This is a genomic window from Salinimicrobium terrae DSM 17865 (genome assembly GCF_000424665.1).
Classification (GTDB): domain Bacteria; phylum Bacteroidota; class Bacteroidia; order Flavobacteriales; family Flavobacteriaceae; genus Salinimicrobium; species Salinimicrobium terrae.
The window spans coordinates 571401-596726 of record NZ_AUKI01000011.1 but is presented as its reverse complement, the minus strand read 5'-3'; the positions used below and the strand labels follow the sequence as shown (position 1 = coordinate 596726).

16 protein-coding genes and 1 pseudogene are annotated in these 25326 nt (G+C 40.8%); 9 read left to right on the top strand and 8 right to left on the bottom strand.

From position 1 onward, the window contains the following. Positions 1-51: 51 nt before the first annotated feature. Positions 52-1869, top strand: coding sequence for a glycoside hydrolase family 15 protein (locus H148_RS0105160; RefSeq protein WP_029033851.1), 1818 nt, complete (start codon positions 52-54; stop codon positions 1867-1869). On the opposite strand, the gene H148_RS0105155 is transcribed toward H148_RS0105160, so the two are convergent. From H148_RS0105155 to H148_RS0105120, 8 genes and pseudogenes are all read right to left on the bottom strand, one after another. Then, positions 1817-2884 carry a mechanosensitive ion channel family protein gene (locus H148_RS0105155; RefSeq protein ID WP_029033850.1) on the bottom strand — a complete coding sequence of 356 codons (1068 nt, stop codon included), beginning with the start codon at positions 2882-2884 and terminating at the stop codon, positions 1817-1819. The two genes, H148_RS0105160 and H148_RS0105155, sit on opposite strands and share 53 nt — an antisense overlap. 116 nt (positions 2885-3000) lie before the next feature. Further along, positions 3001-4821, bottom strand: a complete 1821-nt coding sequence (locus tag H148_RS0105150) for an acyl-CoA dehydrogenase family protein (protein WP_029033849.1) — start codon at positions 4819-4821, stop codon at positions 3001-3003. A 107-nt stretch (positions 4822-4928) separates the two neighbouring features. Further along, positions 4929-6119, bottom strand: coding sequence for an acetyl-CoA C-acyltransferase (locus H148_RS0105145; protein WP_029033848.1), 1191 nt, complete (start codon positions 6117-6119; stop codon positions 4929-4931). A 41-nt stretch (positions 6120-6160) separates the two neighbouring features. Continuing rightward, positions 6161-6514, bottom strand: a pseudogene (locus H148_RS17275) (four helix bundle protein). A gap of 50 nt (positions 6515-6564) precedes the next feature. Beyond that, entirely contained in the window at positions 6565-8970 is a 2406-nt protein-coding gene (locus tag H148_RS0105135; RefSeq protein ID WP_029033847.1) for a 3-hydroxyacyl-CoA dehydrogenase/enoyl-CoA hydratase family protein, read from the bottom strand. A gap of 38 nt (positions 8971-9008) precedes the next feature. Beyond that, positions 9009-9446 carry a MarR family winged helix-turn-helix transcriptional regulator gene (locus H148_RS0105130; RefSeq protein ID WP_029033846.1) on the bottom strand — a complete coding sequence of 146 codons (438 nt, stop codon included), beginning with the start codon at positions 9444-9446 and terminating at the stop codon, positions 9009-9011. Positions 9447-9604: 158 nt separating this feature from the next. After that, the gene (locus H148_RS17270) at positions 9605-10357 is read right to left on the bottom strand and encodes a carboxypeptidase-like regulatory domain-containing protein (protein ID WP_169578545.1); all 753 of its coding nucleotides are present in this window, start codon (positions 10355-10357) and stop codon (positions 9605-9607) included. An 82-nt stretch (positions 10358-10439) separates the two neighbouring features. Continuing rightward, a complete protein-coding gene (locus H148_RS0105120) occupies positions 10440-11129 on the bottom strand; it encodes an NUDIX hydrolase (RefSeq protein WP_029033845.1) in 690 nt (229 codons plus the stop codon). Positions 11130-11479: 350 nt separating this feature from the next. Between H148_RS0105120 and H148_RS0105115 the strand changes: the two genes are divergently transcribed. The 8 genes from H148_RS0105115 (at position 11480) to H148_RS0105080 (ending at position 25262) form a co-directional block, all read left to right on the top strand. Further along, on the top strand, positions 11480-13414 hold the full coding sequence (locus H148_RS0105115) for a glycoside hydrolase family 97 protein (RefSeq protein ID WP_029033844.1): 1935 nt from the start codon (positions 11480-11482) through the stop codon (positions 13412-13414). A 27-nt stretch (positions 13415-13441) separates the two neighbouring features. Beyond that, complete coding sequence (locus H148_RS0105110) at positions 13442-14989, top strand: glycoside hydrolase family 43 protein (RefSeq protein ID WP_029033843.1); 1548 nt, start codon at positions 13442-13444, stop codon at positions 14987-14989. A 12-nt stretch (positions 14990-15001) separates the two neighbouring features. Beyond that, the gene (locus tag H148_RS0105105; RefSeq protein ID WP_083961576.1) at positions 15002-16372 is read left to right on the top strand and encodes a family 43 glycosylhydrolase; all 1371 of its coding nucleotides are present in this window, start codon (positions 15002-15004) and stop codon (positions 16370-16372) included. 6 nt (positions 16373-16378) lie between these two features. Next, positions 16379-18895 carry a glycoside hydrolase family 95 protein gene (locus H148_RS17265; protein WP_083961575.1) on the top strand — a complete coding sequence of 839 codons (2517 nt, stop codon included), beginning with the start codon at positions 16379-16381 and terminating at the stop codon, positions 18893-18895. A 22-nt stretch (positions 18896-18917) separates the two neighbouring features. Continuing rightward, entirely contained in the window at positions 18918-21605 is a 2688-nt protein-coding gene (locus tag H148_RS0105095; RefSeq protein ID WP_029033841.1) for an alpha/beta hydrolase-fold protein, read from the top strand. Between the two features lie 44 nt (positions 21606-21649). Beyond that, positions 21650-22816: an alpha/beta hydrolase-fold protein gene (locus tag H148_RS0105090; protein WP_029033840.1), complete on the top strand. Its 1167-nt coding sequence runs from the start codon at positions 21650-21652 to the stop codon at positions 22814-22816. 75 nt (positions 22817-22891) lie between these two features. Then, positions 22892-23851 (top strand): glycoside hydrolase family 43 protein, encoded by a 960-nt coding sequence (locus tag H148_RS0105085; protein ID WP_029033839.1) that lies wholly within the window; start codon positions 22892-22894, stop codon positions 23849-23851. Between the two features lie 100 nt (positions 23852-23951). Beyond that, on the top strand, positions 23952-25262 hold the full coding sequence (locus H148_RS0105080) for a family 8 glycosyl hydrolase (RefSeq protein ID WP_029033838.1): 1311 nt from the start codon (positions 23952-23954) through the stop codon (positions 25260-25262). Positions 25263-25326 lie beyond the last annotated feature (64 nt).

Here is a 25326-nt window from a genome sequence, read left to right as displayed (position 1 = left end):
TCCGAAAATTAAAATAAGCACCCTACCATTTTAAAAGAACTTTAAGACCAAATGAATACATTAGATTACGGATTAATTGGCAATTGCAAAAGTGCTGCTCTAATTGACAAATCTGGCTCTCTGGATTGGTGTTGTTTGCCTAATTTTAATTCAGCTTCAGTCTTTGCGAAGTTGCTTGACAAGAATAAAGGTGGACATTTTTCTTTTGAAGTGTCGCCAGATTATAATATTTCACAAAAATATCTTCAAAAAACTAATATTCTGTGCACCACCTTTGCTTCGGAAGAAGCAGCTTTCCAGGTGATTGATTTCATGCCTCGATATAGAGAGGATGACGGGGATTTTTATACCCCGCCCGATGTAGTGCGATATGTTCATCTTCTAAAAGGTTCTCCTAAGTTTAAAGTAAGTTATCAACCCAAATTAAACTATGCCCGGGAAGAAACTTTCACCGAGAATCACCGCTATTATCTTAAGAGCTTTACTAAAGAAGGCACATATGATTCCCTTTATCTCTACACTGGCCTGGATCTCGACCAGGTATTGAACGGGGAGGAGATAACTCTGGAGGGAAATACATATTTTTTAATGGGTTATCATGAAAAATTAAGAGAACAGAATCTGGAAAGGGCATATCTAAAGTTTCAGCGAACCAAAACATATTGGATGAACTGGAGTGAATCTACCACCAAATTCCCCCATTATGATGAGGCTATAAACCGAAGTGCGCTGGTTTTAAAGGCTATGAGTTACCAAAAAACGGGAGCAGTCCTTGCCGCTGTAACCACCTCCCTTCCAGAAACCATCGGTGAAGTGCGGAATTGGGATTACCGTTTTTGCTGGATTCGAGATGCCTCAATGGTAATAAAAGTAATGACCAGTTTAGGACACCGCGAATCGGCAGAAAGCTTCCTGCAGTTCATTATTGATCTTATTCCCAATAAAGATGAAAAGTTGCAGATTATGTACGGGATCAATGGTGAAAAAGAATTGACCGAAAATATCCTCACTCACCTGGAGGGTTATGAGGGATCGAAACCCGTTCGCGTTGGTAATGCAGCATATATTCAAAAGCAAAATGACATCTATGGGATTCTCATGGAAGTTATTTATCAGCAATTTTTAAGGTTTGAGACCACTCTGGAAAACAGCGAAGAGCTCTGGACAATTGTGCGGGGTATCGTGCGCATCGTTGAAGAACATTGGAAACAGCCAGACAAAGGGATTTGGGAATTCAGGACCGAGGAGCGGCATTTCACTTTTTCAAAGTTGTTGTGCTGGGTAGCAATAGACAGAGCTGTAAAGATAGGCGAAATCTTAAGGAACGGGATCAATGACAAGAAGTGGAAAAACCTGCGACAGGAGATCTACGATGATATTTATCATCGCGGTTGGAATGAAGAGGTCCAGGCTTATACCCAGTCCTATGGTTCCAGTGATCTTGATGCATCAACATTGTTGATGGAAAATTATGGATTTATAAAGGCTAAGGATCCACGTTATGTTAGTACAGTGAAGGCTACAGAAAGGGAACTTTGTTATAACGGACTTTTATTCAGGTATAAAAACAAAGATGATTTTGGTACACCTTCTTCATCATTCACTATTTGTACCTTTTGGTTTATCAACAGCTTATATAAAATAGGAGAGAAGAAGAAAGCAATGAAGATGTTTGATAAATTGCTTTCCTACAGTAACCACCTGGGCTTGTTTAGTGAAGATCTGGATTTCGAGACGAAGCGCCTATTGGGAAATTTCCCACAGGCGTATTCACACCTCGCATTGATTGAAACTGCAATGAATTTTTCACAAAATATTACTTCTGAAGCCCGGTTGAAGATTCTTCTTGGCGAGGAAGACCTTCTTTAATTTCAAGACGTGTACGTGGTAAACTGCCGGGGTAATTGTCTTTAATGAACTTAAGAAGATTTTCCCTGGCATAAACCCGTAGATCCCATGCTGTAGGTGCATCCTTAGCACTCATTAGAGCCCGGAGTTCCATAGTTTTTTCAGTGAGGTCGGTGACCTGGATAACATTTACTTTCCGGTCCCACAAATCTGTGGCATTGAGCAGCCGGGTAAGCTCCTCTCTTAGCTTGTCAATAGGCACATCAAAATCGGTATAAATGTAGACGGTACCCAGAATATCGGAAGAATTTCTCGTCCAGTTCTGGAAAGGCTCCTCAATAAAGTAGGTGGTTGGCAGAACTAATCGTCGCTGGTCCCAAATCTTAACAACCACATAAGTCAATTTTATTTCTTCAATTCGACCCCATTCCCCTTCAACAATAACCACATCATCTATGCGTATAGGTTGTGCAATTGCAATTTGTATCCCGGCGAAAATAGTCCCAAAAACTTTTTGAGCCGAAAGCCCCAGAACTATCCCTGCTATTCCGGCAGAGGTGAGGATACTTACCCCAATTTCCTCCACCCCGTCAAAGGTGAGGAGGGCAATTCCTAATCCAAAAATCACTACCACGAAAATCGCTATCCTTTCAATAATGTTGAACTGAGTGTAAAATTTACGGGCACGCAAATTATTTGCAGTAGTGACATCAAACCGCTTTAAAAATTGATTTTTAGCAATTCTTATTGCAATTATTATAAACCAGGTAAAACTAAAAATTAGAAAAATGGAACGAATTTGCTGAAAGAAATTAACCTGGTCTTCATCGGTTATAATTTCCCGGTTGATAAGCCCTGCCTGTATAGCAACTGCAATGAAAAGAATAATTAGGGGGAATTTTAGTCGGCTGGCAATATTATGGGGAAGTATGTTCCGGGGATCCCTCCCAAGTTTTTTTAATAAAAAATGTAATATAAAATACAGTACCAGTAAGGCTGCTAAGAAAATTAAAATGTATCTGGTAGTATCTCCCATAATATGATTTTCCCCAAACTAAAAAACGCAATCCACATAGGCTGTTAAAAAAATAACAAAAGAAAAAGGCCGCCAGTGGCGACCTTAATCAGGATTTAATTGATGCAAATTATAAATTAAAATGGATAATGGTTTTCAGAAATCACTTTTTCGGCAATTGTATTTCTTAGTTGAACTACATTTGGATGGTTCTCATATTTCGTAAATCTTTTCAAGCCCATTAACATCATTCTTTGTTCATCTCCTTCAGCGAAAGAGATTATGCCTTCCCTGGCTTTGCTGTTTATGATATCAACAGCATGGTACAGGTACAATTTTGCCATGGCTATTTGCTCTTTTTGAGTATCGGCGCCGTAGCGGTTTACATTTTTTTCGGTTCTTAGTATAGCAGATTCTGCCATGTAGATCTCGATAAGAATATCGGCTGACGCGAGCAACAGTTGTTGATGATCTTCAAGTTGCGGTCCAAATTTTTGAACTGCACTACCGGAAACCATCAAGAATACTTTTTTCAACTTTTTGACCATTTCCTTTTCTTCAGCGAAGAGTTCAGAAAAATCGGGCTTTTCAAATGAAGGAATTCCGGTAAGTTCTTCTCCTACTCTTGTGGCAGGACCTAACAAGTCAACATGCCCTTTCATGGCTTTCTTTACGAGCATTCCCACGCAAAGCATACGGTTAATTTCATTCGTGCCTTCATATATTCTGGTAATTCTCGCATCCCTCCAGGCAGATTCCATTGGAGCATCGGCCGAGAAGCCCATTCCACCAAAGATTTGGATACCTTCGTCGGTACAATTCTGAAGATCTTCAGAAGCTGCCACTTTTAAGATGGAACATTCAATGGCGTATTCTTCTACACCTTTTAACTCAGCTTCCTGATGAGAGTTCCCTTCTTCCTGACGAATGCTAATTCTGTCTTCAATATCTTTTGCAGCACGATATGAAGCCGATTCTCCTGCATAAGCCGAAGTAGCCATCTCTGCAATTTTAGACTGTATAGCACCGAATTGAGAAATAGGTGTTTTGAACTGCACCCGGTCATTAGCATATTTTACTGCCGCATCTATTGTTCTTCGTTGTGCATCTAAACAAGCTCCTGCCAATTTAATACGGCCCACATTCAAAGCATTCATTGCGATCTTGAAGCCGTTCCCTCTTTCTGAAAGCATGTTCTCCACAGGCACTTTAGTATCATTGAAGAATACCTGACGGGTAGAGGAGGAGTGGATTCCCAATTTCTTTTCCTCTTCCCCCAAAGAGATTCCATTAGGATTCTCCGAATCATACTCCACAATAAAACCGGTAATGTTTTTGTCATCTTCGATTCGGGCGAAAACGATCATCATATTACAGAAACCTGCATTGGATATCCACATTTTTTGTCCGGTGATGTTGTAATATTTGCCGTCTTCAGAAAGGACTGCTTTCGTCTTTCCTGAATTGGCATCACTACCTGCTCCGGGTTCTGTTAAAGCATAGGCACCAAACCATTCTCCTGTGGCAAGCTTAGGAAGGTATTTTTTCTTCTGTTCTTCATTTCCATAAAGCGTGATAGGTAAAGTACCTATTCCTGAATGTGCTCCAAAAGCCGTTGAGAAAGATCCTGTAGCTCCCGATATATAATCTACCACCAGCATAGTCGTGACAAATCCCATTCCAAGTCCGTCATATTCCTCCGGAACAGAGACGCCTAAAAAGCCCATTTCCCCGGCTTTTCTCATTAGTTCTTCGGTGAGCTCATAATTCTTCTTTTCGAATTCTTCCCTTTTGGGCATGATCTCACGATTCACAAATTCCTGAACCGACTCCCGCATCATTTTTTGCTCATCGGAGAAATCTTCCGGTGTGAAAACATCCTCTGCATTGGTTTCCTTTACCAGAAACTGCCCTCCGCGAAGAAGGTCTTTTTTGTTGCTATCTGTTTGTGTGCTCATTTATTTATAGATATTAGACTTGAGATATTAGATTTTAGAATCTTCCCAAGCTCATTATTTTTATTTCTTTTTTTATCTGAAATCTCAGATCTCATATCTCGAATCTTTTAAGAAAGGAACTCAAAAACTCCCGCTGCTCCCTGTCCTGTTCCCACACACATGGTGACCATGCCGTATTTGTTCTGGAGGTTGCGTTTTCTCATTTCATCAAGTAGTTGAACAGTTAATTTTCCTCCTGTACATCCCAGAGGGTGACCCATAGAAATTGCTCCACCGTTTGGGTTCATCCTGTCCATATCCAGCCCCAGTTCGTTAATTACTGCTATGGATTGGGAAGCAAAAGCTTCGTTCAATTCGATTAGCTCCAAATCATTTATTGCAATTCCGGCTTGTTTTGCAGCTTTCGGAATCGCATAAACAGGTCCTATTCCCATGATCCTGGGCTCTACACCAACTGCGGCATAGCTCACCAATCGGGCAACAGGCTCCAGGTTCAATTCCTTCACCATTTCTTCGCTCATTACCATCACAAAAGCAGCTCCGTCACTCATTTGAGAAGAATTTCCTGCAGTTACACTACCACCTTCTTCAAATACCGGACGCAGTTTTGCCAATACTTCTTTTGAAGTATCTGCCCGGGGACCTTCATCTTTATTGACTGTATAAGATTTTGTTTGTTTCTTTCCGTTCTCATCTACGTAAGTTTGATCTACCTTAATAGGTACGATCTGGTCCTGAAAGCGATCCTCTTTTTGGGCTTTTAAAGACTTCTGGTGAGAGTTATATGCAAACTCATCCTGAGCTTCTCTTGAAACCTTGTATTTTTTTGCAACTGCTTCCGCGGTTAATCCCATTCCCCAGTAATAATCTTCCCGGCCTGCTTTGGCGAGTTCGTAATTAGGTACAGGTTTATAACCTCCCATGGGAATATAACTCATGCTTTCTGCTCCCCCTGCAATAATACAGTTAGCCATCCCACTCTGGATCTTGGCTGTTGCGATGGAAATAGTTTCTAGTCCCGACGCACAATAACGGTTAACAGTCATTCCCGGAACATCCTCAGTGTTCAGTCCCATCAGCGATATGAAACGTCCCACGTTAAGTCCTTGTTCTGCTTCGGGCATTGCGTTCCCGACAATCACGTCATCAATTCGTTTTTTATCGAATTCGGGCAGCTTATCCATCATGAATTTGATAGTTTCTGCCGCCAATTCATCTGGTCTTTTAAATCTGAATACCCCCCGCGGTGCTTTTCCCACTGCAGTTCGGTATCCTTTTACGATGTAAGCTGTTTTCATTTTTCTAGATATTAGATATTAGATTTGAGATATGAGATTCTTCATTTCGTGAATTTCTTTATGAAAGTGTAATTCATTTTTTGAACCTCGATCAAATCCATTATTAGATGTTTTATTTTATCTTCAGAAATTAGGTTTAGACGGTGAGAAAGTATGAGTTGAGTGAATAATTCGTTGGAAGAACCATTGGCAATTCCTCAAAAATTGCAAAACTCTCCATCGGTATTTCTACCTGCTCCTTCTGCAATGTTCGATGGAATTGAAACTGCACTTCTTCTGATCTGACTCGTCAGTCCATACTTCTCTTCCTTCGGAAATTCAGAAGAAATTAAATATGTCTCTTCTGCAACGTCCATTGCTTTTTGCCAGATCTTTAAATTTTGAAAATTGTGCATATTCTTACTTATTTAAAGTTATCTCAAATCTCACGTCTCAAATCTCAAGTCTAATTTCTTAAAGGTTTCCCTTTCTGCAACATATGCTGCAACCTTTCCAAGGTCTTTCTTTCTCCGGTAAGAGATAAAAATGCTTCTCTTTCTAAGTCAAGTAAGTATTGTTCGCTCACATAAGAGTTTTCGGAAAGATCTCCTCCAGCCATAACGTAGGCTAATTTGTTGGCGATCTTCTTGTCGTGTTCGCTTATATATTTTCCAGCGAACATTTGATCTGTTCCTACATAGAAAGCACCAAGAGCTTGTTTTCCCAGCACTTTAATGTCGGTTCGCATGATAGGTTTAGTGTATCCATTCTGCGCCATTAGCAGAGCGTGTTGTTTTGCAATCGCTAATTGACGGTCCGGATTTACAACCACAATATCTTTTCCTTTTTGAAGGATATTCAAATCATAAGCTTCATATGCTGAAGTTGACACTTTTGCCATACCTATGGTAAGGAAATGTTCGCGGAGACGGTTTAATTCCACATCATCTTTCTGGAAGGTATCGGCTGCTCTAACTGTCATCTCTTTAGATCCACCCCCGCCGGGGATCACTCCAACTCCGAACTCTACAAGTCCAATATAAGTTTCGGCTGCGGCGACAACTTTATCTGCGTGCAGGGAAAGCTCACACCCACCTCCAAGGGTCATTGCATGTGGCGCAGCAACTGTGGGAATAGAGGAGTAGCGCATTCTCATCATGGTGTCCTGGAAATATTTAATGGCCATGTTCAGCTCGTCATATTCCTGTTCTACCGCCATCATAAAGATCATCCCGATATTGGCTCCAACTGAAAAATTCTTTCCGGTGTTTGCAACGACGAGCCCCTGATATTCTTTTTCAGCAAGATCAATAGCTTTGTTAAGTCCGTCGAGAACATCACCGCCAATGGAGTTCATCTTACTGCGGAATTCCACATTCAATATTCCATCGCCGAGATCTTCTACTACCACTCCGCTGTTGCTGAATACTTTTTTGGATTCCCTGATGTTGTCGAGGATTATAAAAGAATCCTGTCCCGGTATCTTCTTGTATTCCCTGGATGGAATATCATAATACCAGGTATTACCCTCTTTTACCGTGTAGAAACTTTTGTTTTCTTTTTCCAGCATCTCCTTCACCCAGGCTGCAGGCTCTTTGCCTTCAGCTTTCATGATCTCAATCCCTTTTTCGACACCAATGGCGTCCCAAATATCAAACGGGCCATGTTCCCAGCCGTATCCGGCTTTCATAGCATCATCGATCTTGTAAAGCTCATCTGTAATTTCCGGAATTCGCTTAGAGGCATAAGTGAAAATAGCTGCAAAATTCTTCCTGTAGAATTCCCCGGCCTTATCTTTTCCATTCACGAGGATCTTAAAACGATCTTCTACTTTATCGACAGTTTTTGTTTGCTCAAGAGTAGCGAAACTTGCTTTTTTCTGCTTCCTGTATTCTAAGGTGTTGAGATCAAGGGATTGGATTTCACTGGAACCGTCGTCATTCTTTATTTTCTTATAGAAACCCTGGCCGCTTTTGCTTCCAAACCATTCATTTTCTACCATGGTATTGATATAGTCGGGCATGGCAAATAGGTCATGTTCTTCATCTGTAGGAACTCCTTTGTGAAGACCTTCAGCAACATGTTTTAGAGTGTCAAGCCCTACAAGGTCTACGGTGCGAAAAGTGGCAGATTTTTGTCTTCCTATAACTGGTCCTGTAAGTTTATCAACCTCCTCAATAGTAAGATCCAGTTCCTTCACCATATGAAAAAGACTCATAATACTATAAGTACCAATCCTGTTTCCAATGAATGCCGGAGTATCTTTTGCTACTACAGATTTCTTTCCAAGGAATTTTTCTCCGTATTCATTCAAGAATTCCAAAACTTCTTCGGAAGTGTCAGGCCCTGGAATGATCTCAAAAAGCCTTAAATAACGCGGCGGATTAAAGAAATGTGTTCCGCAGAAATGTTTTTGAAAATCTTCGCTGCGGCCTTCATTCATTTGCTGAATTGGAATCCCTGAAGTATTAGAGGTGATTAAAGTTCCCGGTTTGCGGTATTTTTCAAGATTATCGAAAACCTTCTTCTTGATCTCCAGTCGCTCCACAACCACCTCCATGATCCAGTCAACTTCCGATACTTTAGAAATATCATCTTCCAGGTTTCCCGTTTCAATACGATTTGCAAAGTCTTTATGATAAATAGGAGAGGGCTTGGATTTTAGAGCGTCCTGTAAAGAGGTATTCACAATCCTGTTTCTTACCTGCTCGTCTTCCAGAGTTAGTCCCTGTTTCTTTTCCTTTTCTGTTAGTTCTCTCGGCACGATATCCAGCAGCAAAACCTCTACCCCAATATTGGCAAAGTGACATGCAATCCCGCTGCCCATAATACCCGAGCCTATTATTGCAACCTTGTTAATTCGTCTTTTCATGTTAATATAAATTTTGACGATCACCGTGGTGACCTTTATTATTCATTATAAATTTTTCTGGACGCAATAAGGTCCATAATCCTGGAGGCGACTTCAAGAAACTTATCCAGATCCTCCTGCGGAATTTCCCTTCTTACAGCTTCATCAAAGGTTAAAACCACCTTTTTAGAATAGTCTCTCATCTCCTTTCCAAAGTCGGTAAGACAGATAAGTACACTTCGGCCATCAACCGGATTTTTCTTCCGGGTTATAAGGCCTTTATCTTCCATAGTTTTAAGGGTGCGCGACAAACTGGTCGCTTCCATTCCCATTTTTGGACCCAATGAAGTGGAGGGGGTGCCATTTTCCGGATCAATACTTAAAAGGGCGAAGCCCGTAGCCATTGTACTTCCTTCTTTACCTGCCTCCTCATTATACATCTTCGAAATAGATATCCAGGTAGCGCGCAGGACATAATCAATGGTTTTTTCTTTCATAGAATCTCAAAGTTAAGAAAATTATATTATGCACGCATAGTAAATAAAAAATAAATTTCTTTCTATTGAGCAGCTCTCCCAAAATAATTGGAAAAGCACAAAAAAACTCTTCAGAAATGAAGAGTTCTACAGTATATTTAAGAATTGGCTGAAAGGTCCTATGGGGAAGAACCCGTGATCTTCTCGTTCAGTTTAAACCAGGAATCATGAAGAAAAAGCTTGATTTGAGCATCATTGTTCACTTCCAGAATGCGTAGTAATTCTTTTCTCTCCAGCATGAAATCAATGAGTAAGGCTGACTCCTGCTGAGTCAATTCCATTGTTTCTTCCATATAGGTTTGGTAATGTATCTGGAAAAAAGCCACCCTTTTACGTTCTTCTTCAATCTTGATGTTTCGTTTCAATTTTTTAGTTCTTCCATTGATTGCGTTCAATATGGGATCAATTTCGAGCGATCCTCCCAGGATGCCCAATAGATGGATAGGTTTAAAATCCCCGGCAGTTCTCAGCCGTCTTTCATTCATGGATAGCTTTTCAATTTTCTTCGGAATGATTCCAAGACTAACTGCATTAATTTCTGAAGTTTCATTTACTACCACTTCTTTAAGTTCCATTGAACTTTCAGTCATTTCAAAAAGAATAGGAAATTCCTTTAGATCTTCTGTTTTAAGGAATGTGATAAGATCTTCCATCCCCACATGGGATAAAACTAATGTGTCACCTGGTTTAATGTTTAGCTGAAAAGCTCCGTTTTCACCTGAAACAGAATATTTTCCTGAAGAAACATTTTTAATGTGAACATTTTTCAGCAGAGTCTTCTGGCTTTTCACAATGCCCTGCACCAAAGATCTTTCCTGTGCCTGAAGATTAATAAATAAAAATGAAAAAAAGAATAGAAAGAAGTACTTCACGATGCCTCTGTTAATCAAAGGCAAAATAGGATTTTAAATATAATACCGGGCAAAAAATGCCATTTTTGAAGAACTATATTTCCTACAGTTTAAAGGAAAATCCCTGCTCGAGCTTGTTCGAATATTTTTCTTCATCAAACATATATAGAAAAGAACCTTTTCGTGAAGAGCTTTTATCTTTTTCATCGAGCTTGATAAGAATATCCAGTCCATTGATCTTATTAATAAAATTTCTTTTGTCTAATTTTTCATCCAGGATTGCTTCGTATAGCTTCTGTAGTTGCCTCATGGTGAACTTCTTGGGGAGTAATTCAAAACCTATTGGTTCTGTGGAAGCTCTGTATCTCAATCTGTTTATGGCTCGGCTCACCATAATATTGTGGTCGAAAATCAAAGAAGGAGCTTCTGAAACAGAAAACCATTCGGCTGCATATTGTTGGTTTAGTTCTTCGTTGTGATCTTCAATTTTGATCAAAGCGTAATAGGCCACTGATAGTGTTCTCTGTCCCGGATCCCGATCTATTTTACTAAATGAATATAACTGCTCCATATACACATTATTGATTCCTGTGAGGTGAAGCAGGATTCGATTGGCAGCATCATCCAGAGCTTCGTGGTTTTTAAGGAATCCTCCCATTAAGGACCATTTTCCCTTTTCGGGTTCAAAATCCCGCTTGATGAGGAGGATTTTTAATTCTTCAGCATCAAAGCCGAAAATTATACAATCTACAGCCAATAGAACTTTGTCTTCAGATTCGTAGTTATAGATCATTAAATAAGGCTGTATTAAAGATTAATAAATTAAAAATTCAAGAAAACAAACAAATCTGGTTAAGAATTTGTGAAAATTTATTTGCAAATCTAATTAAACTTTTATTATTTTGGAAATGTATTTTTGACACTTATTATTTATAGCCTTTGAGATAAAGCCAGGATTTTTAAAGACGAAATCGTTTGCGCCTTAAAAGTGTTGGGTTATGTCTCTGGGAGACAATCAGCACGTGACGGGGAAGAACAGATGGTCCTAAATTAATTGGCGTGAAAGTGCAGGCAGAGCGGTGGTACGGGAGCTTAAAGAATTAGCTCCATCAAATTAGAGCTATATGAAAATTTAAATGTGTAATGAAAGCTATCGTTTTACTTATTGGTTTAATGGCTGTATGTAATTTCTCTGTTGCACAAGAAGCGACGATAAGCAGTCCCAATGAAGCTGTAAAGGTGAAGATTCACCTGGAAGAAGGAAGACCAGCTTATTCAGTGCTATATAACAACGAAGTTGTGTTGGAAAAATCCAGCTTAGGACTGAAAACAAATATTTCAGATTATTCCGAAGCTTTAAACTTTGAAGGAAGTAGAACCACTTCCGTAGAAAAGAGTTATGAATCGAAAAAGCTGAAAGATTCAGAAATAAATTATAAAGCCCGGGAATTAAGTGCCACTTTTACCAATCAAAAAGGGCAAAAAATAGATATAATTTTCTGGGTAAGTAATAATGATATTGCTTTTAGGTACCATCTTCATAAATACAGCGACACCATAGCTCACGTGGTTACGAAAGAATTTACAGGATTTAAGTTTCCGGAAACTGCAAAAAGCTTTTTAACACCTCAGTCCAAGTCTATGGTAGGTTTTCAGCGGACTAAGCCGAGTTATGAGGAGGGCTATTATTTAGACCAGGATATTAACAAAGCTTCAGCTCATAATATGGGCTTTACCTTTCCGGGCCTGTTTAAAACTGAAGATCACTGGGTCCTGCTTTCCGAAACAGGAGTGGACGGAACTTACGTCGCGTCCCATTTAAGTGATCCTGATGAAGAGGGGGAATACACGATCGCCTTTCCCGATAGTACCGAAAATAACGATTTTGGAAGTACAGGAGCGGCCATTTCCCTTCCGTTTAGTACACCCTGGCGAACTATCACCCTGGGAGAGACCTTAAAACCAATTGTAGAAACTACTATTCCTTTTGATGTTGTGGAGCCACTTTATGAAGCTTCTCAGGATTATGACTTTGGCCGCGGCGTTTGGAGCTGGATTATGTGGCAGGATGCAAGTATGAATTATGACGACCAGGTGACGTACATAGATTTCGCTGCAGAAATGGGTTATGAATACATTCTTATAGATGCGCTTTGGGATCAGAATATCGGGTACGACAGAATGGAAGAGCTAATTGATTACGCAAAAAGTAAAAACGTTGATGTGTTTTTGTGGTATAACTCCAATGGAGTAGCCAATGATGCGCCAATGACGCCCAGGCATAAAATGCACAGGGCTATTACCCGCAAAAAAGAAATGAAGTGGTTGCAGGAGAACGGGGTAAAGGGCTTAAAAGTTGACTTTATGGGTGGTGATAAACAGGAGACCATTCAGCTTTACGAGGATATTATGTCCGATGCCAATGACCACGGATTGATGATGATCTTTCACGGTGCTACTTTACCAAGAGGCTGGGAAATTATGTATCCGAATTTTATAAGCACTGAAGCAGTTCTTGCTTCAGAAAACCTGATGTTTAGTCAGCATGCAAACGATCAGGAAGCCCGAAGCGCTGCAATTCATTCTTTTATTAGAAACACAGTTGGAAGTATGGATTATGGAGGTACCGTTCTAAACGAAAGGTACAATAGAAACAATGACGGCGGAAATGTTAGAAGAACATCTGATGCCTTTCAACTGGCAACGGCAGTCTTATTTCAGACGCCGGTGCAATTCTTTGCTCTAACGCCTAATAACCTTGAAGACGCCCCTGAATTTGCCATAGATTTTATGAAAAATGTCCCTACCACCTGGGATGAAACAATATTTATTGATGGCTATCCGGGAGAGTACAGCGTAATAGCGAGAAGACACAAGAAGCAATGGTATATCGCCGGAATCAATGCATCGGAAGAACCGCGTAAGTTAAGTTTTTCCCTGCCACAGATGGAAGGCACCGATTTTAGAATAATCAATGATACCCGAAAAGGAAAATCTGATAAAAAAGAAATTAATCGAAAAAACGGAAAGTTTGAAGTAACTATTCAGCCTCAGGGTGGATTTGTAATTACGAATTAGGACAAAGTATTTTTTATACGCGCTTTTATGAAAGGAGATTTACTTTTTATAATGTTAAGCCTGATTTTAGGGGAGGTCGCTTCAGCGCAAGAGAAGGCACGTAATCCTATAATTCACGCCGATGTTCCCGATGCTTCCATGATTAGGGTTGATGACACCTATTATATGAGCAGCACCACGATGCATATGAGTCCCGGGGTTCCTATTATGAAATCTAAAGATCTGGTGAACTGGGAAATAGTGAATTATGCTTACGATACTCTGGGGGATGTTGATGCGCTAAATTTAGAAAATGGAAAAAACGCATATGGTGCCGGATCCTGGGCGAGTAGTCTCCGTTATCATAATGATACTTTTTACGTTTCGACCTTTGCAAGCACAACAGGAAAAACATATATTTTTAAGACTAAAGATATTGAAAACGGCTCCTGGGAAGAGATTTCTTTTTCACCCTCTCTTCACGATAATACCTTGTTTTTCGATGACGACGGAAAGACTTACCTCATTTGGGGTGGAGGTAAATTAAATTTGGTAGAGCTTAAAGATGATCTTTCGGGTGTAAAGGAGGGTACAGAACGAGTTTTGATAAAAAATGCGACCGATCCAATTGGCTCTGATTTTATCTTACCTGCGGAAGGATCACAAATATTCAAAGCTAAAGGCAAATATTATCTTTTCAATATTGCCTGGCCTCGGGATGGGATGAGAACTGTCATTATTCATCGGGCCGATAAAATCACCGGACCTTACGAAGGAAAGCTCGCTTTTCAGGATAAAGGGGTAGCCCAGGGTGGTTTAATCGATACGCCGGAAGGGGATTGGTACGCATACCTTTTTCGGGATTATGGCGCAGTAGGGCGAATTCCATATCTGGTTCCTGTAAAATGGCAAGATGGATGGCCGATTTTGGGTGAAAATGGCAAGGTGCCTGAGACTCTCGATCTACCACCGAGTGAAGGATTATTTCCTGGAATTGTTGCGTCAGACGATTTTAGTAGAAAATCAGGTGACAGGGATTTGCCTTTGGTCTGGCAGTGGAACCACAATCCGCAGAATGAATATTGGTCTGTGAAGGACCGCAAAGGCTATCTGAGATTGACTACTGACAGAGTAGATACTTCATTTTTAGATACCAGAAACACGCTTACCCAAAGAACTATTGGTCCGGAGAGTTCGGGGATTACTAAAATAGACCTTTCAGGCATGAAGGAAGGGGACTATGCCGGGCTTGGATTGCTTCAGAAGAATTACGGATTTGTAGGGGCTAAAATGACAAATAATAAGAAACATATTATCATGGTCAATGGAACTTCCGAAGCACCCGTAGAGGTGGAAAGCATCCCTCTGGATCAAGAGGAGCTTTATCTTAAGGCAGTCGGGGATTTTAAAGACAGAAAAGATACTGGAAGATTCTATTACAGCCTTGATGGTGAAAACTGGAAGGCAATAGGCAATGCGCTTAAGATGTCATACACGCTGCCGCACTTTATGGGATACAGGTTTGCGCTGTTCAATTTTGCTACAAAAGAAGCGGGTGGTTATGTAGATTTCGATTATTTCAAGATAGAAGATTAAAAAGATAAATAGATGAAAACTAAGAATTCAAATTTCAAAATGTGGAAGACGATATACTTTAACCTGTTCCTCCTTTTACTTACGTTTAGCGCTTTTGCACAGAATCCGCTGATTATGGATCAATTTACGGCAGATCCTACAGCAAGGGTTTTTAATGGTAAGCTATATGTATTTCCTTCCCACGATATTGTGCCGCCAGAAGGGGAAGGCCGTGCCGAATGGTTCAATATGGCCGATTACCACGTGTTTTCTTCGGACAATCTTACCGATTGGACAGACCATGGAAAAATTTTAGATCAGAAAAATGTGCCCTGGGCAGATCCTAAAGCTTATAGTATGTGGGCGCCTGATGCAGTATCTAAAAATGGCAAATATTACTTCTATTTTCCCACTAGACTTAAAGAAGGCGGAGACGGGGAACAAGGGTTTTCCATCGGAGTGGCGGTTGCCGATAAACCTGAAGGGCCTTATAGACCACAGCCGAATCATATTCAGGGTGTGGAAGGTATAGATCCGAATGTTTTCATAGACAAAGACGGGCAGTCTTATTTATACTGGTCCCGTGGTGAGATTTATGGAGCAAAACTGAAGGATAACATGCTGGAACTGGATTCCGAAATAAAGACTTTCGATGAGATCCCACAAAAAGGGCATATTGAAGGGCCTTTTGTTTTTGAAAGAAACGGGATTTACTATATGACCTATCCGCACGTGGCCAATAATACCGAAAGGCTCGAATATGGAATCTCAGATAATCCAATGGGGCCTTTTGACCACCAGGGAGTGATTATGGATGAATCGGCTTCGGGTACCTGGACCAATCATCATTCAATTGTGAATTATAAGGATCAGTGGTACTTATTCTATCACGATAATGACCTTTCGCCCGATTTTGATAAAAACCGCTCCATTCGTGCCGATAGTTTATTCTTTGAAGAGAATGGAAACATTCAAAAAGTGATTCCTACCAAACGTGGAGTTGGAATTACAGAAAGCACTTCTGAAATTCAGGTAGACCGCTATAGCTCGAAAAGCAACTATGGAGCTGCTTCGGTTTTTTTAGACAGGCTTGATCCTTTCCGGGGATGGAAAGTGGTGTTAAATAAACCTGATGCCTGGATTAAATATAATAAGGTGGATTTTGGTGCTAAGAGTCCCCAAAATGTCAAAATAAGAGCCAGATCTCTAACAGGGGGAACTGTAGCTGTAAAACTGGCAGGTGAGAACGATGAGGAGGTTGCCGAAGTGACTATTGAAAAAGGCGGAGAATGGGATGTTTTCTCCGCTCCTGTAAAATCTGAAGTAACAGCTGTTCAGGATCTGATCGTGCAACTTAAAAGTGGTGCCGGAGTTGAGGTAGACTGGATTCAGTTTGAAAAATAGAATGGGATGATAATTGGCGAGATCAACATAATGATAAAAAGAAATTCCGGTTTGGGGTTTTCCGTATTCCTGGGAATGCTGTTTTTGATCTCACCCTTTAAATCCTGGAGTCAGGGAGATTCCAAATTTAAACTCTGGTATGACAAACCTGCTGAAAATTGGGTAGAGGCACTTCCTGTTGGAAACGGCCGATTGGGTGCAATGGTTTATGGAGATCCACGGGAAGAGGTTATTCAGTTAAACGAAAATACCGTCTGGGCCGGTGGACCTAACCGAAATTATAATCCGGAAGCCAAAGAATATTTACCCGAAGTCCAAGAACTTCTGTTTGAAGGAAAAAGCGCAGAAGCCCAGGAGCTGGTCAATGAACATTTTATAAGTAAAAAATCCCACGGAATGCCTTATCAAACCGTTGGAAACTTAAAATTATCTTTTCCCAATCACGATAATTATACTGATTATTACCGGGAACTCGACCTGGAAACTGCGGTTACAACCACTCGCTACAAAGCTGGAGGAGTAGGATATGAAACCAGAGTTTTTGCTTCCCATCCCGACCAGGTTATTGTAGTAGAAATTAAGGCAGACAAACCCGGAGCTTTAAATTTCACCGCCACGATGGATCGACCGGGAGGCGCCGAAGTTTCAGCTGAAATTGGAACATTAAAATTAAATGGAAAAACCAGCGATTTTGAAGGAGTAGAAGGGAAGGTTGAATTTCAGGCCATCACTAAAATTCAGACTGAAGGTGGAGAATTGATTTCAGAAAATAATACCCTTAAAATTCAGAATGCGAATAGCGCTACGATGTATATTTCCATCGCGTCTAACTTTAAAAATTACAAGGATCTAAGCATTGATGAAGAAGCAAAAGCAGAGAAATATCTTTCAGCACTAGAAAAAAAGAGATCAGAAGAGATCTACCAAACCCACCTGGAAGATTATCAAACCTATTTTAACCGGGTGTCCCTGGATTTAGGTGAAACCGAAGCGGCGAAGTTACCAACAAATGAAAGGATCATAAAATTCAAAACCGGAGATGATCCTGGCCTGGTTTCCCTGTATTTCCAGTTTGGCCGTTATCTTTTAATTACCTCCTCCAGGGCCGGAACTCAACCCGCCAACCTGCAGGGAATCTGGAATGACCAATTAACTCCTGCCTGGGATAGTAAATACACCGTAAATATCAATGCCGAAATGAATTACTGGCCGGCGGAGATCACAAATCTGCCCGAATTTCACGAGCCACTGATACAAATGGTGAAGGAGCTTTCAGAAGTCGGAAGAAAAACCGCAAAAGATATGTATGGCGCAGAAGGTTGGGTGATGCATCATAATACAGACATTTGGCGAATGACCGGAGCGATAGATGGCTCTTACTGGGGAATGTGGCCAATGGGAGGAGTCTGGCTTTCCCAGCATTTATTCGACAAATACGATTTTTCCGGAGATAAAGAATTCTTGAGATTTGCTTATCCCATAGTAAAAGAAGCTTCAAGATTCTACCTGGATTTTATGATCAAAGAACCAGAGAATAACTGGCTGGTAGTATCGCCGTCCATTTCCCCGGAACACGCTCCCACTGCACATCCGAAATCTTCCTTGATTTACGGAGCGACTATGGATAATCAACTTATTTTCGACTTGTTTTCAAGAACAGCAAAGGCGGCAGAAATACTGGGAGAGGATGAAGCTTTTATAGCTGAGTTAAATGAAAAACTTCAGCAATTGCCTCCAATGCAAATTGGAAGTTGGGGCCAGTTACAGGAATGGATAAAAGATTGGGATGATCCCAATAGCGATCACAGGCACGTTTCACATTTATACGGACTTTACCCGTCCAACCAGATTTCACCATACCGAAATCCGGAATTATTTGAGGCTGCGAAGACTTCCCTGGGGGCGCGGGGAGATGAATCCACCGGCTGGTCTATGGGCTGGAAGGTGAACCTGTGGGCGAGATTACTGGACGGGGATCACGCCCTGAAATTAATTAAAGATCAGTTAACCCCTTCAATGCAGGAAGGGCATAGCGAAAAAGGCGGCACGTACCCCAATCTTTTTGATGCCCATCCTCCTTTTCAAATTGATGGAAATTTTGGCTGCACTGCTGGGATTGCCGAGATGCTTGTACAAAGTCATGATGGTGCCATTCATTTACTACCTGCCTTGCCTGAAGCCTGGAGCGAAGGAATAGTTTCCGGAATTAGAGCTCGTGGAGGTTTTGAAGTGGATCTTGAATGGGAGAATAACAAGCCTGCAAATATTCTTATAAAATCTGAATTAGGTGGTGTTGCAAGGATTCGATCTTATCATCCATTAGCTGGGAAAGGTTTGAAAGAGGCAACGGGTGATAATGATAATCCGTACTATGAGCTGTCCGAAATAAAAGAACCAATAATTCCTGACGGATTGGAGGTGCAGAAACCAACCTTAAGTAAGGTTTATGAATACGATCTTGAAACCTCGAAAGAGAAAGAATATGTTATTAAAATTCATAACCATAATCAATCTGATAATTAATAAGGATAATAATTTTTAAAACATGAAAATAAAGATTCTTCTCTTTATAGGATCCTTACTTGCAATATGGCAAACCTCTGCCCAGGATTCTAATTTTCATATTTATCAGGCTTTTGGTCAGTCCAATATGGAAGGGCATGCGAAATTTGAACCTCAGGATACGGTTGCTTTAAGCGAAAGGTTTAAGGTGCTTCAGGCGGTTGATTGTCCCGATCTGGATCGAAAAAAGGGAAATTGGTATACCGCTAAACCGCCACTTTCTCGATGTAATACAGGATTAACGCCAACCGATTACTTTGGAAGGGAAATGATCAACAATTTACCGGAGAATATTAAAGTAGGAGTGGTAAATGTTTCTGTAGGAGGCACAAAAATTGAACTTTTTGACAAGGGGAATTTTGAATCGTATGTTGAATCTGCTCCGGACTGGCTAAAAAATACTGTGAAGCAATATGACGGTAATCCTTATGGCCGGCTGGTTGAATTGGCTAAAATAGCACAAAGGGATGGGGTGATAAAGGGAATATTACTGCATCAGGGGGAGTCAAATACAGGGGATACTTTATGGCCTCAAAAAGTCAAGGACGTTTATGACGATCTTATTGCAGACCTGAACCTTGATCCTGCTAAAGTTCCTTTGCTTGCAGGGGAAATGGTTAGTAAAGAGGAGGGAGGCGTCTGTGCCAGCATGAATGAGATCATCGCAAAATTGCCGGAAGTGATTCCCAATAGTTACGTAGTTTCTTCAGAAGGTTGCACCGCCATGAAGGATAATCTTCATTTTACGCCGGAAGGTTACCGGAAACTAGGAAGACGTTATGGGAAAAAAATGTTAGAAGCACAAGGATATAAAGGTCTGGAAAGGAAAGCCCCTGAAGGTTTTGATGTAAGAAGAGAAAACATTGCGCGCGGAAAGATTGATAGCATAAATTATAAATCCCAAACTGTAGGCACTACCCGGAAAGCTTTGGTCTACACCCCACCACAATATTCTAAAAACAAAAAATATCCTGTCCTGTATCTTTTACATGGTATTGGAGGTGATGAGAAGGAATGGCTGCGAGGTGGCAACCCACATGTGATCTTGGATAATTTATATGCCGATGGTAAGGCAGAACCAATGATCGTAGTGATGCCAAATGGGAGAGCTATGAAAGATGATCGCGCAGTGGGAAATATTTTTGACAGCACAAAGGTTGCCGCCTTTGCAACATTTGAAGAGGATCTTCTTAATGATCTGATTCCATTTATAGAAAAAAACTACCCGGTAATTGAGAATAGTGAGAACCGGGCTATTGCCGGACTTTCTATGGGTGGAGGACAGACTTTAAATTTTGGCCTGGGAAACCTGGATACTTTCTCATGGGTAGGTGCATTCTCAGCAGCGCCAAATACCAAAAGTCCTGAAAACTTGGTTTCACAGCCTGAAAAAGCCAAAAATAAGCTCAATTTGCTGTGGATATCCTGTGGAGATAAGGACAACCTGCTACCTATTAGTCAGCGAACTCATGAGTATCTGGTAGAAAAAGAGGTGCCACATATTTATTATATTGAGCCGGGAGGTCATGATTTTAAGGTTTGGAAAAATGGGTTATACATGTTTTCAAAACTTCTGTTTAAACCTGTAGATACTTCATTATTTAATAAATACAGTTTACTGGGGACACCCGCTTCGACAAATGTGGGTAATTCAAAATACCCTCAGATATTACCCGATGGCCGTGCTAATTTTCGTCTTAAAGCTCCTGCGGCAAGAGATGTAAAGCTGGATTTGGGCCGTAAATATGATATGGACAAGAACAGTGAGGGTGTCTGGGAAGTCACCACCGATTCCCTGAGTGAAGGTTTTCATTATTATTCTTTAATTATTGATGGAGTATCTGTTGCCGATCCCAATAGTGAAACATTCTATGGAATGGGAAGAAAGGCCAGCGGCATTGAGGTGCCTTTTAGAGGTGACGATTATTATACTTTGAAAAATGTACCCCATGGAGATGTGAGAATGGAACAATACTTCTCTCCTGTTTTGAACAGCTGGCGAAAGTTCTTCGTGTATACTCCACCGGGATATGATAAGGAGATCAATAAAAAGTACCCTGCACTTTATATCTATCATGGTGGCGGTGAAGATGAAAGAGGATGGGTGGAACAGGGAAGAACTAATATAATTCTGGATAATCTTATTGCTGAAGGCAAAGCAGAACCTATGTTGGTGATCATGCCGGACGGGAATATGCCTGTTACAGGATTTAGTGAAAACGGACTCAGGATGTTTGAAAGGGAATTAAAGGAAGGCCTGATCCCTTTTGTTGAAAATAAGTATCGGGTTATCGATAATGCAGAGAACAGAGCCCTTGCAGGTTTATCCATGGGGGGACTTCAAACGCTTTACGCGGGAGTACAGAATACAGATCTATTCTCTTACCTAGGGGTTTTCAGTTCAGGATGGTTCGCCAATGATAATGAAATAGCTGAGGGACAGTATAAATTCATGGCTGAAAATTCAGAAAAGATAAATAAGGATCTTAATGAATTCTGGTTATCTATGGGAGGTAAGGAAGATATTGCTTTTAATAATAACAAAGTTATGATGCAGCGATTTGATGAGATGGGTATTGATTATATCTATAGTGAATATCCCGGAGGCCATACCTGGCCAGTGTGGAGAAATGACTTATATAGATTCGCACCATTACTGTTTAAAAACTGAATACTGAAATAAGAGTCAATTAGGGAACCTGTAAATACGTAATTATGAGACATCAAATATTGCTGTTATCTTTTATTTTTTCCAGTGCCTTTTGTTTTTCACAAACAGGAGAGGAAAAAGTTGTGGAGGATTTCGAGCCTTCTGTCGTTAACCAGCCGGGAAAGGAATTTCCCAAGGTGAATTCAGAGGGAAGAGTGAGGGTGCAGATAGAAGCTCCCGAAGCAAACACTGTACAATTGGATATTGGCGGCGTAAAATACGATCTGCAAAAGGATGACAAAGGTGTGTGGATAGGAGAGTCGGCGCCGCAGGATGAAGGATTTCATTATTATCAGCTGAATATAGATGGCGCTTCGATACCAGATCCCGGTTCTAAATATTATTATGGTGCGGGCCGTTGGGGGAGCGGGATTGAAATTCCTGCGAACGATAAAGAGATTTATGCATTGAATAATGTTCCCCACGGTACCGTCTCTGAAAATCTATATTTTTCTGAAATTACTCAGCAATGGAGACGAAATTTCGTCTATACCCCTCCCGGATATTTTGAGAATTTAGATAAGGAGTATCCTGTGCTTTATCTTCAGCATGGGAGTTATGAAGATGAAACCGGCTGGTCCTCTCAGGGTCATGCAAACCTGATTTTGGATAACCTGATTGCTTCAGGTGATGCAGTACCTATGATCATCGTTATGGATAATGGCTATGCCTATAGACCTGAAGATCTGGAAAATACTTCAGAAAATCGTCCGCGGTCATCTTTTGAGAATGTGCTCATTGAGGAAGTAATCCCTCAAATTGATCATAAATTCAGAACGATTGCTGATCGGGAGCACCGGGCCATCGCCGGGCTTTCCATGGGTGCCAGCCAAACCATGAGCATTATTATGAACAACCTGGATCATTTTTCTTATTACGGCGGTTTTAGCGGCACGGCAAATTTTCCCGGCGATAAAGAACTTGATGCCGGAACTTTTTTGAATGGTGCCTTTAGCAATGCTGAAGATGTTGAGGAAAAATTGAATGTGATCTTTTTAAGCCTGGGTACCAAAGAGGCTGAAGTTTTCTTTAAAACCGTAAATGCATTTCGTGATATGCTTGAAAAACAGGATATTGAATATGTTTTATACTCATCTCCTGAAACCGGCCACGAATGGTTAACCTGGAGAAGAAGTTTATATCAATATGCACAATTATTATTTAATGAGTAACGGAAAGCATATTTCCAGCGCACAATAAAAGATTAAAATTTGACTAAAAATTCATTAACTGTAAAAAAATATACTATGAGGATTCAAAAAATTTTAACCGGCTTCAGCTTTATCTTGGCAGTGGGGACAGGCTTTTCCCAAAACCCTATTATCGAGACCCCTTTTACGGCCGATCCGGCACCGATTGTACATAATGACACATTATACCTGTACACCAGTCATGATACAGCATCTGTAGCTTCCACTAATTATGAAATGAAAGACTGGTTGGTATTTTCTACTACAGATATGAAGAACTGGACTAATCACGGTCCCAAACTCTCGCCTAAAGATTTCTCCTGGGCAACCGGAGATGCCTATGCAGCCGAGGTTGAGGAAAGGGATGGAAAATTCTATTTTTATGTTTCCACTTTTCATAAGGAGGATGACAGGAGTAGCGGTGGTGGAGCAATAGGAGTAGCAGTTGCCGATTCACCTCTTGGACCATTTAAGGATGCCAAAGGAGAAGCATTGATATACAATGAAATGACTACAGATAATCCACATGGCTGGGATGATATAGATCCTTCAGTATTTGTAGATGATGATGGACAGGCATATATGTACTGGGGTAATGGCAGTCTTAAAACTGTTAAATTGAAAGATAACATGGTGGAATTAGATGGTCCTATTCAGTATGATAATCCTAAGAATTTTATAGAAGGCCCCTGGGTTTACAAAAGAAAAGGAATCTATTATTTAGTCTATGCCAGCAAGGGAGAAGAGCGTGAAAGAATTGAATATGCAACCTCAGATAGTCCGGTAGGTCCCTGGGAGTATCAGGGAATTATAACCGGTAGTGCACCAAATAGTTTTACAATACATCCGGGAATTATCGAGTACAAAGGAAAGGACTATTTCTTTTACCATAACGGAGTGTTACCTACAGGAGGAAGTTATCGTCGCTCTGTCGCGGTAGATTACATGCATTACAATGATGACGGTACTATCCAGAGAGTAGAACAAACCGAAGAAGGGGTAGCGCCCATAGAGTAATTCTTTACCATTAAATCCCTGATCTAACTTCGAACAGGTGCCAAACCGTCAAGTCATTGGAGATAATCTGTAAGTACTCAATAATTAAAAACCCGGAAAAATGAAAAAAATATTTTTATCCTGTTTAAGTATTATCGCTCTGGTATTTTTTCCCTCAGACTCAATTGCACAAAATTGTGATGAGGAAGTAAAAGATCCACGTGGAAAAATGGAGCCCTGGACAAAGGGGGCCTGGGAAACCGGGGAATACCGAAACCTTTTCTTAGAAGCCGGTTATTCACAAGAAGATATTGACGCCAAACTGGCAAAAGCCTACTACGATGTTTTTGAAGGGCCTGAAAGAGTGTATTTTGAAGTTGAGGATTCTCTGGCCTATGTTTCTGATTTAAAAAATGAAGATGCCCGGACTGAAGGTCTTTCTTATGGTCTCATGGTCGCAGTTCAATTCGATAAAAAGGAGGTATTTGACCGACTTTGGCGTTGGACAGTAAAATATATGCAACATCAGGAAGGACCTCGAGAAGGCTATTTTGCCTGGAGTGTGGATCCTAAAACCGGAGAAAAGAATGCCGAAGGATCAGCCTCAGACGGGGAATTGTTTTTTGTAACTGCACTACTTTTCGCTTCAAATCTCTGGGGTAATGATACAGGGATAGACTATTATGCGGAAGCAAGGAGAATTTTGGATGCTATGTGGAGTAAAGATGGCACTGAAGGCGTGCGAAATGTGTTTAATGTGGAACACAAGCAGATTAATTTTGTGCCTCATGATGGCGGGTATGACTGGACCGACCCATCTTACCATGTCCCCGCTTTCCTTGAGATTTGGGCAGAATATGCCAACGATGGTCATGAAGAGTTTTATAGTGCGGCCGCCGATACTGCCCGGGTGTTTTTACATCGTGCAACACACCCTGAAACCGGGTTAACCCCAGATTATGCCGAATTTAGTGGTGCGCCACACAGCCGTGGTCAAATGGGGGACGCATTTAGGTACGATTCCTGGCGAGTTCCTATGAACATAGCTATGGATTACAGTTGGTTTGCAAAAGACAAGGAATGGCAACAACAATATGCAAACCGAATTCAAAATTTCCTATACTGTGAAGGTATTGAAACTTACGTAGATCAATATAACATAGATGGATCAACTCCAGACTGGATACTTCCCGCAGGAGGCTATCAAAAATTAAGGCATTCCCTTGGTTTGGTTTCCACTGCCGGCACAGCCTCTTTAATGGCTACACATCCTAAAGGTTGGAAGTTTGTTGACGAGGTGTGGAATGCCAAATTGGAACCGTATGAAGATGGATATTTTGATCCTTATTTTGATGGGCTTATGTACCTATTCAGCCTTATGCACCTAAGTGGAAATTATCAGATAATTACTCCTGAAATGGGTCCAAAGTAATGCGAAAGTGTCTACGATGTATTGTGGTTTTGTAAATTAATGGAAACAGAAAAAATTATTGAGC

What these genes read in the sequence shown, in the direction of transcription:
- H148_RS0105160 (WP_029033851.1), top strand. Translation starts at nt 52, where the DNA reads ATGAATACATTAGATTACGGATTAATTGGCAATTGCAAAAGTGCTGCT.
- H148_RS0105155 (WP_029033850.1), bottom strand. Translation starts at nt 2,884, where the DNA reads ATGGGAGATACTACCAGATACATTTTAATTTTCTTAGCAGCCTTACTG.
- H148_RS0105150 (WP_029033849.1), bottom strand. Translation starts at nt 4,821, where the DNA reads ATGAGCACACAAACAGATAGCAACAAAAAAGACCTTCTTCGCGGAGGG.
- H148_RS0105145 (WP_029033848.1), bottom strand. Translation starts at nt 6,119, where the DNA reads ATGAAAACAGCTTACATCGTAAAAGGATACCGAACTGCAGTGGGAAAA.
- H148_RS0105135 (WP_029033847.1), bottom strand. Translation starts at nt 8,970, where the DNA reads ATGAAAAGACGAATTAACAAGGTTGCAATAATAGGCTCGGGTATTATG.
- H148_RS0105130 (WP_029033846.1), bottom strand. Translation starts at nt 9,446, where the DNA reads ATGAAAGAAAAAACCATTGATTATGTCCTGCGCGCTACCTGGATATCT.
- H148_RS0105120 (WP_029033845.1), bottom strand. Translation starts at nt 11,129, where the DNA reads ATGATCTATAACTACGAATCTGAAGACAAAGTTCTATTGGCTGTAGAT.
- H148_RS0105115 (WP_029033844.1), top strand. Translation starts at nt 11,480, where the DNA reads ATGAAAGCTATCGTTTTACTTATTGGTTTAATGGCTGTATGTAATTTC.
- H148_RS0105110 (WP_029033843.1), top strand. Translation starts at nt 13,442, where the DNA reads ATGAAAGGAGATTTACTTTTTATAATGTTAAGCCTGATTTTAGGGGAG.
- H148_RS0105105 (WP_083961576.1), top strand. Translation starts at nt 15,002, where the DNA reads ATGAAAACTAAGAATTCAAATTTCAAAATGTGGAAGACGATATACTTT.
- H148_RS17265 (WP_083961575.1), top strand. Translation starts at nt 16,379, where the DNA reads ATGATAATTGGCGAGATCAACATAATGATAAAAAGAAATTCCGGTTTG.
- H148_RS0105095 (WP_029033841.1), top strand. Translation starts at nt 18,918, where the DNA reads ATGAAAATAAAGATTCTTCTCTTTATAGGATCCTTACTTGCAATATGG.
- H148_RS0105090 (WP_029033840.1), top strand. Translation starts at nt 21,650, where the DNA reads ATGAGACATCAAATATTGCTGTTATCTTTTATTTTTTCCAGTGCCTTT.
- H148_RS0105085 (WP_029033839.1), top strand. Translation starts at nt 22,892, where the DNA reads ATGAGGATTCAAAAAATTTTAACCGGCTTCAGCTTTATCTTGGCAGTG.
- H148_RS0105080 (WP_029033838.1), top strand. Translation starts at nt 23,952, where the DNA reads ATGAAAAAAATATTTTTATCCTGTTTAAGTATTATCGCTCTGGTATTT.